Here is a 14,241-nt window from a genome sequence, read left to right as displayed (position 1 = left end):
TCAATGACCACCCGCACGCCGCTGATGGCGGGCAACTGGAAGATGAACCTCAACCACCTCGAGGCCATCGCGCACGTCCAGAAGCTCGCCTTCGCCCTGGCCGACAAGGACTACGACGCCGTGGAGGTCGCCGTCCTGCCGCCCTTCACCGACCTGCGCTCGGTGCAGACCCTGGTCGACGGCGACAAGCTCAAGATCAAGTACGGCGCCCAGGACATCTCGCAGCACGACTCCGGCGCCTTCACCGGCGAGATCTCCGGCCCGATGCTGGCCAAGCTCAAGTGCTCCTACGTGGCGATCGGCCACTCCGAGCGCCGGCAGTACCACAACGAGACCGACGAGCTGGTGAACGCCAAGGTCAAGGCCGCCTACAAGCACGGCCTGACCCCGATCCTGTGCGTCGGCGAGGAACTGGAGGTCCGCGACGCGGGCAACCACGTCGCCCACACGCTCGCCCAGGTCGAGGGCGGCCTGAAGGACCTCACGGCCGAGCAGGCCGAGACGGTCGTGATCGCCTACGAGCCCGTGTGGGCCATCGGCACCGGCAAGGTCTGCGGCGCGGAGGACGCCCAGGAGGTCTGCGCCGCCATCCGCGGCAAGATCGCCGAGCTGTACTCCCAGGAGGTGGCCGACAAGGTCCGCATCCAGTACGGCGGCTCCGTGAAGTCGGGCAACGTCGCCGAGATCATGTCGCAGGCCGACATCGACGGCGCACTGGTCGGCGGTGCCTCGCTGGACGCCGACGAGTTCGTCAAGATCGTCCGGTTCCGCGAGCAGTGACGGCGGCGGTACGCCGGACGGCGGGCCGAGCTGTGAGTATGCGGTAGCGGCGATCCGTCGTACCCTTGCGGGGGCATGGCAAGCGTGCCGACATGCGGCCCAGCCGCGTGGCGCCTGCCGTGCCCCTGTCGTCCATCCGTATCCGAGGAAGTTGGTCCAGCCGTGGTTTTGGGGTTCTCGATCGCCCTGATCGTCTTCAGCCTGCTGCTGATGCTGCTGGTGCTGATGCACAAGGGGAAGGGCGGCGGCCTCTCCGACATGTTCGGTGGCGGCATGCAGTCGTCCGTCGGCGGCTCCTCGGTCGCCGAGCGCAACCTCGACCGCATCACCCTGGTGATCGGTCTGCTGTGGCTGGCGTGCATCGTCGTCCTCGGCATCCTCATGAAGTCGAACGGCTGAGTCGAACGGCTGACGAACACCCCGCCGACGACTGAGCCGGACAGCTGACGAACGGCTGGGCGAACAGCCGGTCCCGGTCGCCGGCCGCGGACACCGCACATTCCGCACGTAAGGCCCCATGGTGGGTACGCGCCTGTGAGCGCGGCCTATCATGGGGCCTGCGTCTGTGTGTGGGGGGCGGTAACTCCAATCACTGGACGCGCGTTGGGCCTTACGTAGACTGAGGCGCTCGCAGTGAAGAGAAACGCCGACTCGCTTCGCGGCACCATCACGCAGGGAGTTACGACCGTGGCAAGTGGCAACGCGATCCGGGGAAGCCGGGTCGGGGCGGGGCCGATGGGCGAGGCCGAGCGCGGCGAGTCCGCGCCGCGTCTGCGCATCTCCTTCTGGTGCTCCAACGGGCACGAGACCCAGCCGAGCTTCGCCAGCGACGCGCAGGTCCCCGACACCTGGGACTGCCCGCGCTGTGGCTTCCCGGCAGGACAGGACCAGGACAACCCGCCGGACCCGCCCCGCACCGAGCCGTACAAGACGCACCTGGCGTACGTACGGGAACGGCGCAGCGACGCGGACGGCGAGGCGATCCTCGCCGAGGCCCTCGCCAAGCTGCGCGGCGAGATCTAGTGCCGCGGCAGGCAGCGTTCGCCCCGTCGCGACGCCCGGCACGCCTCCCCCGGGCTCTTCGAGCAGGGGGGGACCCCCAGAGAGCACGCACCGGACGCCGCTCCTAGACGGGCGAACGTCGCCCGCCGCGGCACTAGGTCCTCCCCGTTCGGACCACGCCGGGCTCGCGACGCCCCGGCCACTGATCCGGCCTGCTCCGAACGGAAGACCCCGACACCTCCTCCACGCCCGGCCGGACGGGCACGGGCCGGACCCGTTCCCCCGCGCGGCCCGCCGCGGCTGACCGATTGTCAGTGGCGTCTCCTACGGTGTGCGCATCGGCGCGAATCGTGAGGGGGACGGCAGCGGTGACGACGACCGGGACGGCGGGGGCCGCCCAGACCGCGGAGCGGCTCCCGTGGGGCGGGGCCTTCGGGCGGCTGTGGAGCGCCGCGGTGCTGTCCAGCTTCGGTGACGCGCTGCGTACGGCCGCGCTGCCCCTGCTCGCCGCCACCCTGACCGGCGACCCCCTGCTCATCGTCTCGGTCACGGCCTGCGGCTACCTGCCCTGGCTCGTCTTCGGACTGATCGGCGGGGCCGTCGCCGACCGCGTGGACCAGCGGCGGGCGATGTGGACGGTGGACGCGGTACGGGCCGTACTGGTCGGCGGCTTCGCGGTGACCGTCGCGCTCGGACACGCCTCGATCGCCCTGCTGATCGCCCTCGCCTTCGCGCTCACCACGCTCCAGACGCTCTTCGACAACGCAGCCACGGCCCTGCTGCCCGCCCTGGTGGAACGCGAGGCGCTCGGCGTCGCCAACACCCGGCTGATGACCGGGCAGCGCATCGCCGGCGGACTGCTGGGCGGCCCGGTCGTGCCGCTGCTGATCGCCGTCACCGTCGCCGCCCCGTTCGCCGCCGACGCCGTCACCTTCCTGGTGGCCGCCGCACTGGTGGCCTCGCTGCGCACCCCCGCGCCCCGGCGCGAACCGCGCCCGGAGGGCAGCACCCTGCGCCGCGAGATCGCCGAGGGTCTGCGCGTCCTCGCACGGGACCGGACGCTGCGGGCGCTGTGCGCCGCCACCGCCCTGTGCAACGTCGGAATGGGCGCCCTCATAGCCGCCCTGGTGGTCCTGGTGACCGGCTGGCTGCACGCCGGGCCCGGCGGATACGCGGCGGCGATGACCGCCTACACCCTCGGCAGCCTGGCCGGCGGCGCGGTCAACCGCCGTGCCGTGGGACGCCTGGGCGGTCTTCGGGCCGTGCTCCTGGCGGGCACGGTGCAGATCGCCGCCCTGGTCGTGATGGGCTCGGTGCGCCACCTGTCCGCGCTGGTGGCCGCGATGGCCGTCTTCGGGCTGATGGGCATGGTGTGGAACGTCAACATCACCACACTGATGCAGCAGCGCAGCCCCGTCGGCATGCTGGGCCGGGTCAGCGCCGCCTTCCGGACCCTCGCGGTCGCCGGGGCGCCCCTCGGCGCGCTGCTCGGCGGCGTCGTCGCCACCGCCTGGGGCCCGAACACCCCCGCTCTGCTCACGGCCGCCTTCTTCGTCCTGTCCGTCGCCGCGTTGCTCCTCGCGCGCGACCGGCTCCGGGCGCGGGACGCCGGGGACGAGGAGGTGACGGCCGTTCAGGGCGACCGCTGACCGACCGAGTCGGGGCCGGCGGCACCCCCGGCCCCGCGGGGCGCTCCGGACACCTACGGCCGCTCCGCCGGTCTGCCCGGCCCGCGCCCGCCCGGCCCGCGCCCGCCCGGCCCGCGCCCGCCCGGCCCGCGCCCGCCCGGGCCGCCGCGCTCAGGCCGCCGCGCTCAGGCCGCCGCGCTCAGGCCACCGCGCTCAGCGTGTCCGCCATGCGGCGCCGGGCGGCCCGGGAGGCGGGCACGGCGGCGAGGGCCGCGGCGCCCAGCACGGCGGCGGCGCCGAACAGCAGCAGCAGCGGGACCGGGGGGAGGGCGGCGATTCCGGCGCCGATGCCGCTGGAGCGGCCCTGGGCGTCGATCAGCCAGTGGGCGAGGGGTAGACCGGCCGCCGCGGCGACCAGCACGGCCGCCAGCGCCGTGCAGCCGGTCGCCGTCACCGTGATCCCGGTGATCTGGCGCGGCGTCAGCCCCATCGCCTTCAGGGCCAGCAGGTCCCGCTCGCCCTCGCGGACCGTGCCGCCGATCGCCGTCAGCAGCTCGATGAGCCCGATCAGGGCCAGGACGCAGACCAGCCCGGCGACGACCGCGCGCAGTGGGGACAGTCCGTCGGCCGGATTGGTCACGGCGTGCACGTCGAGGTGCCCGCGGCCGGCCGCGAGCAGGGCCGTGGCCACCTGGTGCGGGTCCGTGCCGGGGCGCAGCCGCAGCTGGTAGAGCGTGGGGCTCAGGCTCGGGTCGTTCTCGCGCACGGTGTCCAGGGACGTGGAGATGACCCGGCCGGCGTTCTCCGGCTCGATGCTGCGGCCCACGATGTGCAGGATCTGCGGCTGGGCGCCCACCGTCATGCGCACCCAGTCGCCGACCCGCACGTCGAGGAGGTCGAGCAGACCCTGCCCGGCGACGGCCTCGTCGGGACCGCTCGCCGGGCGGCCCTCGGCGAGGGTGTACGGGTAGGGGTCCTGGCGGGTGCCCAGGCCGCGCAGGGCGATCGTGGCCGTCTGGCCGGGCACCAGTGCGGCGGTCTGCACACCGGGATAGACGGTGGCGACCCGCGGCTCGTGCGCCAGCAGGTTCCGGGTCTCCCGGTCGTCCAGGGCGCTGTCCGCGCGGACGGTGAGCGCGGCCGGCAGGCCCAGCCGCTCGGGGCTGCGGTGGAAGCGGTCGATGGTCGTCCAGGCGCTCATCGCGACCACGATCAGCAGCAGCGGCAGCGCCAGCCGGCCGACCGTGGCGAGGGTGCGCGGGCGGCGGGTGAAGGCCCGGTGCCAGCCCAGGACCAGCCCGGGCGGCAGCCGCAGGCCGAGAGCCCGGCGGGCCGGGCCGGACAGCCGTCCGCCGGCCGGTGCCGCGACGCGCGGCACCGGGGGCACCCGTCCGGCCCGCCAGGCCGCGAGGGCGGTCACCGCGCCGATGAACAGCACCGCGCCCACCGGCACCGCGAACAGGGCGAGGGTGTGCTCCGGGAGCCCCTGCCACACGCCGACCGCGTCGCCGAGCCGCCCCGGCACCCGGGTACCGAGGCCCTGGGTGAGAGCCGCCGCGGCCACGGCGCCGAGCAGCGCGTACGCCACGTGCTGGAGCAGGAAGACGCGGACCACCTGACCGGGGGTGAACCCGATCGCCTTCAGCACCGAGATGTCCCGCAGGTGACCGCGGATCCGGGTGCCGATCGCGCCGTGCACCGCCAACCCAGCCGCCACCAGCGCGCCCAGCCCGAACAGGCCCATCACCTGCCCGAGGAGCCGGTTGTCGCCCTGGGCCTCGGCCCGCGCCTGCTGCCAGGTGGACACCTCGCCGACCGCTCCCGCGCCGAGCACCGTGACGGCGCGCTGGACCGCGTAGTCGGTGTCGGCGGGGTCGGACAGCCGCAGCCCGACCACCCGGCCGCCGAAGTCGTGCACGGCGGCCGGCGGCGCCCACACCAGGCCCGGCTGCTCGCCCGGACGGTAGCGCGACTCGGCGCTCTCGGCGACGCCCACCACCGTCAGGGTGCGCGCGGTGCCGGGCACGGTGAGGGCGTCCCCGGGCTCGGCCAGCAGCGCGCGGGCGAGCCTGCTCTCCAGCACCACGCCGCCGGGGTCGCGGACGTCGAGCCAGTGCCCGGCGGTGAGCAGCGGGCGGCCCACGGAGGGCGGCGCCGGTGTGCCCCGCAGCTCCACCGTGGCGCGCGCGCCGCGCGAGGAGACGGTGACGGTCTCGGTCTCGTACGGCCCGGCGACGGCCCGCACCCCGTCCAGCCCGGCGATCCGGGCCGTGTCCGCGGACTTGAGGGTGTGGATCCACACATGGGCGCCGCGGGACTGGGTGAAGACCCGCTGCCAGGGGTTGGTCGCGTATCCGAACAGCGCGGTCGCCAGCAGCAGCGAGACGACGATGCCGGCCGTGGCCAGCACGATGAACAGCGCCTCCCCGCGGTGGGTGCGCAGATCGGAGTGCGCCCAGCGCAACGTGGCTCGCACCGGCCTCAGCCCCTCGGCCCGGGGCGGGCGGCCCGGTACGCCGGGCGCGGGGACGTCAGGTGTTCGCGCACCGCACTCAGTCCCTCAGCTCCAGCACACCCGAGATCCCCGCGCCCCGCGCGGGAGTCCCGTCCAGTTCCGCGTCGTCGGCGATCCGGCCGTCGAAGAAGCTGATCACCCGGTCCGCGGCGCTCGCCAGCCGAGCGTCGTGGGTGACCAGGACGATGCTCTGCCCCCGCTGGTGGAAGCGGGACAGCAGCCGCATCACCTCACGGGTGCCCTTGCTGTCCAGACTGCCGGCGGGCTCGTCGGCCAGCAGCAGCGGCGGATGGTTGACCAGGGCGCGGGCGAGGGCGACCCGCTGCTGCTCGCCGCCGGACAGCTCGCCGGGCATGCTGCGCTCCTTGCCGTCGAGCCCCAGCTCGGCCAGCAACTCCCGCCGTTCGGCGCGCGCCTGCCGGGGCGAACGGCCGGCGAGCAGGGCGGGCAGCTCGACGTTGTCGGCGACCGACAGGTTGGAGACCAGGTTGAAGAACTGGAAGACGATGCCGATGTGCCTCCGGCGCTCCTCGGCCCAGCGGGCCTCGCCGTAGGAGTCCGTGCACCGGCCGTCGAGCCAGATGCTGCCCTCGTCCGGCCGCTGCAACCCGCCCAGCAGGTGCAGCAGCGTGGACTTGCCGGCGCCGGAGGGGCCGGTGACGGCGACGAACTCGCCGCGCCGCACCGACAGATCGACGCCGCGCACGGCACGGGCGGGCGCGCCCTCGCCGTGATGGGTCTTGACCAGGCCTTCGGCGCGCAGCACGGGCACGGGGCGGCCCTCGGCCGGCGGCTCGGGAGCGTGGCCGTCGCTCACTGCGGCTCCTCCAGTTCCTCCTGGCACCGCTCCAGCCAGTCGAGGTCGGCCTGGAGGTGCAGCATGGCGCCCTCGATCAGCAGATGGGCGATTCGGTTGTCCCGGTCCTCGGCCGCGGCCAGCTTCGACAGGTTGCGCATGGTGTTGAGGTACTGGCGCCGCTGCTTGTTGATGAGGGCGATCTGGTCCGCGAGACCGGTCCGCGGGGCGAGGGCGAGCTTCATGAAGAACTCGTCGCGCACCCGCGGCTCGTCCTCGGGCTCCGCGAACCAGCCGCGCAGCTCGTCCCGTCCGGCGTCGGTGAGGTGGTAGATCTTCTTGTTGGGCCGGCTTGACTGCTCGACCTCCTCGCCCTCGATCAGCCCCGACTTCTCGAGGCGGCCCAGGGTCACGTAGATCTGGCCGACGTTCGGCTGAGGGTACGCGGAGCCCAGCAGTTGCTCAAGATCCTGCTTGAGCTCGTAGCCGTGGGCGGGGCCGCGCGCGAGGAGTGCCAGGAGGGGCAGGCGCACTCGTGCTGTCCTCCTAGCTCCGTCATCTGTCTGATGTGCTCCAGGCCCTAGTATCGCCCATACCTAACGGGTATACATGGCCTGACGTCCGGCGAAGGTGCCCGGCGCCGGTGTGCAAGGAGGAACCTATGCGGTGGATGCGTGCCGCCGGTAGGGGCCTCCTGGTCTGGGCGGTGGTCATGACCGGCTGTGTCGCCTCGGGCGCCCGTGCCGAGGAGGGCGGCGGCGCCGGGCGCGGCCCGCTGACCCTGGCCACCGCCGGGGACCTCACCGGCTACCTCGGCCCCCTCCTCCAGGGCTGGAACCGCACCCACCCCGGCGAGGAGGTCACCCTCGTCGAGCTGCCCGACTCCGCCGACGAGACCCACGCGCAGATGAGCACCGACCTGCGCGGCGGCGACCGGAGCCGGTTCGACGTGCTCAACATCGACGTCAACTGGACCTCGGAGTTCGCGGCGGCCGGCTGGATCCGTCCGCTGCCGCGCGACCGCTTCCCGCTGCGGTCCTTCCTGCCGCCGGTCGTCGACACGGCGACGTACGAGGGCCGGCTGTACGCGGTGCCCTACGTCACCAACGCCGGTCTGCTGCTGTACCGCAAGGACGTCCTCGCCGAGGAGGGCGTGCCGCCGCCGCGCACCTGGGCGGAGCTGGAGCAGGACGCGAGGACCATCGCGCCCCGGCACGGACTCGACGGCTACGCGGGCCAGTTCCTGCCCTACGAAGGGCTGACCGTCAACGCGGCCGAGGCGGTGTACTCGGCGGGCGGCACCGTCCTCGGCGACGAGGGCCAGCGCGTCACCGTGAACTCCGCGGCGGCCCGCGAGGGCATCGGGTTCCTGGTGCGCGGCTTCCGCGAGGGCTGGATACCCCGGGCGGCCCTGACCTACAAGGAGGAGGAGTCCAAGCAGGCGTTCCAGGACGGCCGGCTGCTCTTCCTGCGCAACTGGCCCTACGCGTACGCCGTCGCCTCCGCCCCGGGCTCGAAGGTCGCCGGGAGGATCGGCGCCGTGCCGCTGCCGGGGCCGGACGGTCCGGGCACCAGCGTCCTGGGCGGGTCCAACCTCGCCGTCAACACCCACGCCCGGCACCCCGACTCCGCCGCGCGCCTGATCGCGTACCTCACCGGCGAACGCGTCCAGCGCCAAGTGCTCACCGCGGGCGCGCTGCCGCCGGTGCGCGCCGATCTCTACGAGGACCCCGCGCTCGTCCGGCGGTTCCCCTACCTGCCGACCCTGCGCGCCGCCGTGCTCTCGGCCGCGCCGCGCCCCAAGAGCCCGCACTACGACCAGGTCAGCCTGGCGGTGCAGGCGGTCGTGCACGACGCGCTGACCGGACGCCAGACGCCCGAGAGCGCGGTCCGGCGGCTGGCGCGGGAACTCGACGCCATCGCCCGTCGGTAGCCGATTCGACCCCGTCGCCCGCTCGCTAGTTACTTGTTGGGTAACGCGCGCATCACGGATGGGTTCGCCCTGCCCCGGTATGGCCCTGTTTGGCGAGGCGACTGACCGGTAGCCTGCGTTCTCCTCATTGACACTCTCGTGACACGCCTACCTAACATGCATGCATAACGGCTGGCGTCCAGCTGTCCCCTCCACAGAGACAGGTCCTTGGGTTGAACAGGCATCGTTGGTGGCGTGACGCGGTGATCTACCAGGTGTACGTCCGCAGCTTCCTGGACAGCACCGGCGACGGCATCGGCGATCTGGCCGGGGTCCGGGCCGGGCTGCCGTACCTGAAGAAGCTCGGCGTCGACGGGATCTGGCTGAGCCCCTTCTACCCCTCCCCGCAGCACGACCACGGCTACGACGTGGCCGACTACCGCGGCGTCGACCCGCTCTTCGGCGACCTCGACGAGTTCGACCGGCTGATGACCGCCGCCCGCCGGCTGGGCATCAGGGTGCTCCTCGACATCGTCCCCAACCACTGCTCCAGCGAGCACCCCTGGTTCCGCGAGGCGCTCGCCGCCGGACCCGGCAGCCCGGCCCGCGCCCGCTTCCACTTCGCCGACGGCCGCGGCCCCGGCGGCGCCGAGCCGCCCAACAACTGGCACGCCATGTTCGGCGGCCCCGCCTGGACCCGGGTCACCGAGGCCGACGGCCGCCCCGGCCAGTGGTACCTGCACATGTTCACGCCCGAACAGCCCGACTGGAACTGGCGCAACCCCGAGATCCCGGCCGAGTTCGACCAGGTGCTGCGGTTCTGGCTGGACCGGGGCGTCGACGGCTTCCGCATCGATGTCGCCGCCGGTCTCTACAAGCACCCCGAACTGCCCGACTCCGACGACCCGGAGGCCGACGCCCGCACCCGTGACTCGGTCAACCCGCTCGCCTGGAACCAGCCCGAGGTGCACGACGTGTGGCGGCACTGGCGGTCCGTGTGCGAGGAGTACACCGCCCGCGACGGCCGCGAACGCCTCCTCGTCGGCGAGGTGTCGGTGCCCAACGCCCGCGAACACGCCCGCTACGTCCGCCCGGACGAACTCCACCAGGCCTTCTTCTTCGACCTGCTCAGCGCCCCCTGGGACGCCGACGCCTTCCGCAAGGTCGTCTCCGAGGCCATGCAGGACATCGCCGGCACGGGCTCCACCGTCACCTGGGTCCTCAACAACCACGACCAGGTCCGCACCGTCACCCGCTACGGCGAGCCCGCGCCCGCGGGCAGCGGCCTCGGCGCCGCCCGCGCCCGCGCCGCCGCGCTGCTGATGCTGGCGCTGCCCGGGGCCGCGTACGTCTACCAGGGCGAGGAACTGGGCCTGCCCGAGGTCGTCGACCTGCCCGACGACGTGCTCACCGACCCGATCTTCCGCCGCACCGGGAGCCGCGCCCGCATCCGGGACGGCTGCCGGGTGCCGCTGCCCTGGTCCGGCCAGGCCTCCCCGTTCGGCTTCACCCCCGGAGCGGAGAGCGCCAAACCCTGGCTGCCGCAACCGGAGTACTTCGCCGAGTACGCCACCGACCGCGCCCTCGCCGACACCCGCTCCTTCTGGCACCTGTACCGCGACGGTCTCCAACTGCGCGCCGCTCTGCCCCAGCTGGGCGAGGGCACCCTGCGCTGGCTGGAAACCCCGCCCGGTGTCCTCGGGTTCGTCCGCGGCGACGGACTGGTCTGCGCCGTCAACTTCGGCACGGCCCCCACGCCCGCACCGGTTCCCGGCACACCGCTGCTGGCCAGCGGCCCCTGCCCGCCCGGAGTGCTCGCCGGCTCCACCGCCGCCTGGTGGATCGCCGACGACACCGAGGACCGCTGAACTCCGTCAACTTCCCACCCATCGAGAGGACACCCACGACGATGCGACGACGTACCCACCTTTTCACCGGCTGCACAGCGCTCGCCCTCGCCCTCGGCGCCACCGCCTGCGGCAGCGACGACCCCGTCTCCGCGGGCGGCGGCGACAAGGCGCTCAGCGGCCAGACCGTCACCGTGGCAGGCGTCTGGTCCGGCAGCGAGCAGAAGAACTTCCAGAAGGTGCTGGACGCCTTCACCGCGAAGACCGGCGCCAAGACCCAGTTCGTCTCCACCGGCGACAACGTCTCCACGGTCGTCGGAAGCAAGATCGAGGGCGGCAACGCCCCCGACGTGGTGATGGTCCCGCAGGTCGGCGTGCTCCAGCAGTTCGCGCGGAAGGGCTGGCTCACACCGCTGTCCGCCACCGCCCAGCAGTCGGTGACCGCCGATTACGCGCCCGTGTGGAAGAAGTACGGCAGCGTCGGCGACACCCTGTACGGCCTGTACTTCAAGGCCGCCCACAAGTCCACCGTCTGGTACAGCCCCGACGCCCTCGCCCAGGCCGGCGTCAAGCCGCCGGCGACCTACGACGACATGCTCAAGGCCGGGCACACCGTCTCCGACTCCGGACTCGCCGCGTTCGCCGTCGCCGGGCAGGACGGCTGGACCCTCACCGACTGGTTCGAGAACATCTACCTCTCCCAGGCCGGACCGGAGAAGTACGACGCCCTCGCCGCCCACAAGCTGAAATGGACCGACGCGAGCGTCATCAAGGCGCTCGGCACGCTCGGCAGGCTGTTCAAGGACAAGCAGCTGATCGCCGGCGGCCCGAAGGAGGCCCTGAACACCGACTTCCCGGGCTCGGTCGAGAAGGTCTTCGGACCCAAGCCCGAGGCCGGCATGGTCTACGAGGGCGACTTCGTCGCCGGCGTCGCCCACGACCAGTTCGGCAGGACCATCGGCAAGGACGCCGACTTCTTCCCCTTCCCCGCGGTCGACGGCGGCAAGGCGCCGGTGGTCAGCGGCGGCGACGCGGCGGTCGTCCTCAAGGACGCCAAGAACGCCAAGGCCGGGATGAAGCTCCTGGAGTACCTGGCCACCCCCGAGGCCGCCGCCGTCTGGGCGAAGGCCGGAGGCTTCCTCTCCCCGAACAAGGGCCTCGACCTGAAGAACTACGGCGACGACGTCACCCGCGCCACCGCCAAGTCCCTGATCGGCGCCGGCGACTCGGTCCGCTTCGACATGTCCGACCAGGCCCCGGCGGCCTTCGGCGGCACCAAGGGCACCGGCGAGTGGAAGCTGCTCCAGGACTTCCTGAGCGACCCGTCGAACCCCAGGGGCACCGCGGCGAAGCTCGAGGCCGCCGCGGCCAAGGCCTACCGGGCCCAGGACTGAGCCGTCATGACCACGGCCACCCTCACCAAGGACAAGGCGACGAGCCCCCCGCCGCCCGCCGCGCACGCCGAGAACGCACGGCGCGCCCGGCGGCGGGGACGGATCATCGCCGTGCTGTTCGCCTTCCCCGCACTGCTGCTGCTCGGCGCACTCGTCGTCTACCCGGTGCTGTTCTCCATCGGCCGCAGCTTCTTCGACGCCTCCGGCACCCGGTTCGTCGGCGGCGACAACTACGCTGAGATGTTCCGCGACCCGGCGACGCTGAAAGCCATCCGGAACACGGTCATCTGGATCGTCGTGGCCCCCACGCTGCTGACCGGCCTCGGTCTGATCCTGGCCGTCCTGGTGGAGAAGGTCCGCTGGGCGACGGCGTTCAAGCTGCTGCTGTTCATGCCCATGGCGGTCTCCTTCCTCGCCGCCGGGATCACCTTCCGCCTCGCCTACGACCAGGACCCCGACAAGGGCGTGCTGAACGCCGCCGCCGTCTCTGTCCACGACGCCTTCACCGGCACGTCGTCGTACCCGACGGCGCGGGCCCGCACCGGCCCCCAGGGGCTGCTGACCCAGGGCCGCGACGGCTCCTACACCACGAACACCGCCGTTTCGCCGGGCGCCTCGGTGGCGCTCCCGATGGTCGGCGTGCTGCCCAAGGACCTGCCGGGCGGCGCCTCGTCCGCATACCCGGCGGCCGGGCGGAAGGCCGCCCCCGGCGAGCTGCGCGGCGTCGTCTACCTGGACTTCACCCCCGGCGGAGCGGGCACCCAGGGCAAGGTCGACCGGCAGGAGAGCGGTCTGCCCGGCATGAAGGTCCAGGCACTGCGCGACGGACGGAGCGTCGCGAGCACGACGACCGCCTCCGACGGCTCCTTCCACTTCTCCGGCCTGTCCGCCGGGTCGTACACGCTCAAGCTGCCGAAGTCCAACTTCGCACCCCCCTACCAGGGCATCTCCTGGCTCGGACCGACCCTCGTCACGCCGGCGATCATCGGGGCCTACCTGTGGATCTGGACCGGGTTCGCGATGGTCCTGATCGGCGCGGGGCTGTCCAGCCTGCCGCGGGACGCGCTGGAGGCGGCCCGGATGGACGGGGCCAACGAGTGGCAGGTCTTCCGTCGCATCACGGTCCCGCTGCTCGCCCCCGTCCTGACGGTCGTCTTCGTGACCCTCGTCATCAACGTCATGAAGGTCTTCGACCTCGTCTACATCATCGCGCCCGGCCCGGTGCAGGAGGACGCCACCGTGCTCGCGACCCAGATGTGGCTGGTGTCCTTCGGCGGTGGCAACAACCAGGGGCTCGGCAGCGCGCTGGGTGTCCTGCTGCTGCTCCTGGTGATCCCGGCGATGGTCCTCAACGTCCGCCGTTTCCGAAGGAGTCAGCGATGAACGCGGTCCGCAGGGGCTTGGGCAACGGGCTGGTGCAGGCCTGTCTGGTGGTGGTCGGCCTGATTTGGCTGACCCCGCTGGCGGGGCTGTTCGTCTCCTCGCTGCGGTCGTCCCAGGACACCGCCAAGGGCGGCTGGTGGACGGCCCTGAGCAGCCCCGGGCAGCTTTCCTTCGACAACTACTCGGCCCTGCTGAAGAACGCCGGCATGACCCAGGCGTTCTGGAACACGGTGCTGATCTCGGTGCCGGCGACGGTCCTCGTCGTCGTCATCGCGGCGCTGGCCGGATACGCCTTCGCCTGGCTCGACTTCCCCGGCCGCGAACCGCTGTTCCTGCTGGTGGTGGCACTGCTGGTGGTGCCGGTGCAGATCGGCCTGCTGCCGGTGGCCAAACTCTTCGGGCAGCTCGGGCTGTTCGGGACGATTCCGGGGGTCGTCCTCTTCCACGTGGCCTACGGGCTGCCGTTCGCGGTGTTCCTGCTGCGCAACTACTTCGCCGAGATACCGAAGGAGATGCTGGAGGCCGCGCGGATGGACGGGGGCGGGGAGTGGCGCGTCTTCGCGCAGCTCGTCCTGCCGGTGGGACGGCCGGCCATCGCCAGCCTCGCCATCTTCCAGTTCCTGTGGGTGTGGAACGACATGCTGGTGGCGCTGCTGTTCGCGGACGGTTCCGCACAGCCGCTCACGGTGGAACTCCAGTCGCAGATCCGGCAGTTCGGCAGCAACATCGACGTGCTGGCGCCGGGGGCGTTCCTGTCGCTGGTGGTGCCGGTGGTGGTGTTCTTCGCCTTCCAGCGGCACTTCGTGCAGGGCGTGATGGCGGGGTCGGTTAAGTAGCGGTCCGCCACGCGGGGGGAAGAGCAGGGGGGGGGGGGGCCCCCGGGGGGGCCCCCCCCCCGGGGGGGGGGCGGGGGGGGGGGGCGGCCCCCCCCCCGGGGGGGGGCCCCCCCCCCCGGCGCCCCGCCCCCCCGGGGGGGGGCCCCCC

Annotated in this window: 12 protein-coding genes; 9 read left to right on the top strand and 3 right to left on the bottom strand. The window is 72.9% G+C overall.

Annotated features, from left to right (window positions below; genetic code table 11):
- The first annotated feature begins 3 nt into the window (after positions 1-3).
- The 4 genes from tpiA (at position 4) to ACF061_RS00055 (ending at position 3,431) form a co-directional block, all read left to right on the top strand.
- Positions 4-780 carry a triose-phosphate isomerase gene (tpiA, locus tag ACF061_RS00070; RefSeq protein ID WP_392264470.1) on the top strand — a complete coding sequence of 259 codons (777 nt, stop codon included), beginning with the start codon at positions 4-6 and terminating at the stop codon, positions 778-780.
- A 162-nt stretch (positions 781-942) separates the two neighbouring features.
- Positions 943-1,179 carry a preprotein translocase subunit SecG gene (gene secG, locus ACF061_RS00065; protein WP_392264469.1) on the top strand — a complete coding sequence of 79 codons (237 nt, stop codon included), beginning with the start codon at positions 943-945 and terminating at the stop codon, positions 1,177-1,179.
- Positions 1,180-1,467: 288 nt separating this feature from the next.
- On the top strand, positions 1,468-1,803 hold the full coding sequence (locus tag ACF061_RS00060) for an RNA polymerase-binding protein RbpA (protein ID WP_006349936.1): 336 nt from the start codon (positions 1,468-1,470) through the stop codon (positions 1,801-1,803).
- A gap of 347 nt (positions 1,804-2,150) precedes the next feature.
- A complete protein-coding gene (locus ACF061_RS00055; RefSeq protein WP_392264468.1) occupies positions 2,151-3,431 on the top strand; it encodes an MFS transporter in 1,281 nt (426 codons plus the stop codon).
- A 178-nt stretch (positions 3,432-3,609) separates the two neighbouring features.
- Here the strand turns inward: ACF061_RS00055 and ACF061_RS00050 are convergent, their stop codons facing one another.
- The 3 genes from ACF061_RS00050 to ACF061_RS00040 all read right to left on the bottom strand — a co-directional run bounded on the left by ACF061_RS00050 (position 3,610) and on the right by ACF061_RS00040 (position 7,254).
- A complete protein-coding gene (locus ACF061_RS00050) occupies positions 3,610-5,886 on the bottom strand; it encodes an FtsX-like permease family protein (RefSeq protein ID WP_392264467.1) in 2,277 nt (758 codons plus the stop codon).
- A gap of 76 nt (positions 5,887-5,962) precedes the next feature.
- Positions 5,963-6,742 carry an ABC transporter ATP-binding protein gene (locus ACF061_RS00045; RefSeq protein WP_392264466.1) on the bottom strand — a complete coding sequence of 260 codons (780 nt, stop codon included), beginning with the start codon at positions 6,740-6,742 and terminating at the stop codon, positions 5,963-5,965.
- A complete protein-coding gene (locus ACF061_RS00040; protein WP_392264465.1) occupies positions 6,739-7,254 on the bottom strand; it encodes a PadR family transcriptional regulator in 516 nt (171 codons plus the stop codon). The genes ACF061_RS00045 and ACF061_RS00040 overlap by 4 nt, the downstream gene beginning before the upstream one ends.
- 128 nt (positions 7,255-7,382) lie before the next feature.
- Here ACF061_RS00040 and ACF061_RS00035 point away from each other — a divergent pair, with 128 nt between their 5' ends.
- The 5 genes from ACF061_RS00035 (at position 7,383) to ACF061_RS00015 (ending at position 14,093) form a co-directional block, all read left to right on the top strand.
- Positions 7,383-8,654 (top strand): ABC transporter substrate-binding protein, encoded by a 1,272-nt coding sequence (locus tag ACF061_RS00035; RefSeq protein ID WP_392264464.1) that lies wholly within the window; start codon positions 7,383-7,385, stop codon positions 8,652-8,654.
- Between the two features lie 212 nt (positions 8,655-8,866).
- On the top strand, positions 8,867-10,501 hold the full coding sequence (locus tag ACF061_RS00030) for an alpha-amylase family glycosyl hydrolase (RefSeq protein ID WP_392264463.1): 1,635 nt from the start codon (positions 8,867-8,869) through the stop codon (positions 10,499-10,501).
- 41 nt (positions 10,502-10,542) lie between these two features.
- Positions 10,543-11,874, top strand: a complete 1,332-nt coding sequence (locus tag ACF061_RS00025; protein ID WP_392264462.1) for an ABC transporter substrate-binding protein — start codon at positions 10,543-10,545, stop codon at positions 11,872-11,874.
- A gap of 6 nt (positions 11,875-11,880) precedes the next feature.
- Positions 11,881-13,257, top strand: coding sequence for an ABC transporter permease subunit (locus ACF061_RS00020; protein ID WP_392264461.1), 1,377 nt, complete (start codon positions 11,881-11,883; stop codon positions 13,255-13,257).
- Positions 13,254-14,093: a carbohydrate ABC transporter permease gene (locus tag ACF061_RS00015; RefSeq protein ID WP_392264460.1), complete on the top strand. Its 840-nt coding sequence runs from the start codon at positions 13,254-13,256 to the stop codon at positions 14,091-14,093. Before ACF061_RS00020 ends, ACF061_RS00015 begins: the two co-directional genes overlap by 4 nt.
- Positions 14,094-14,241: the final 148 nt, after the last annotated feature.

It is taken from the genome of Streptomyces sp. NPDC015220 (genome assembly GCF_043079345.1).
Lineage (GTDB): Bacteria > Actinomycetota > Actinomycetes > Streptomycetales > Streptomycetaceae > Streptomyces.
Note: the sequence above shows the minus strand (reverse complement) of the source record. Positions and strands in the feature narration are given on the sequence as shown.

What these genes read in the sequence shown, in the direction of transcription:
- ACF061_RS00020 (WP_392264461.1), top strand. Translation starts at nt 11,881, where the DNA reads ATGACCACGGCCACCCTCACCAAGGACAAGGCGACGAGCCCCCCGCCG.
- tpiA (WP_392264470.1), top strand. Translation starts at nt 4, where the DNA reads ATGACCACCCGCACGCCGCTGATGGCGGGCAACTGGAAGATGAACCTC.
- ACF061_RS00035 (WP_392264464.1), top strand. Translation starts at nt 7,383, where the DNA reads ATGCGGTGGATGCGTGCCGCCGGTAGGGGCCTCCTGGTCTGGGCGGTG.
- ACF061_RS00015 (WP_392264460.1), top strand. Translation starts at nt 13,254, where the DNA reads ATGAACGCGGTCCGCAGGGGCTTGGGCAACGGGCTGGTGCAGGCCTGT.
- ACF061_RS00025 (WP_392264462.1), top strand. Translation starts at nt 10,543, where the DNA reads ATGCGACGACGTACCCACCTTTTCACCGGCTGCACAGCGCTCGCCCTC.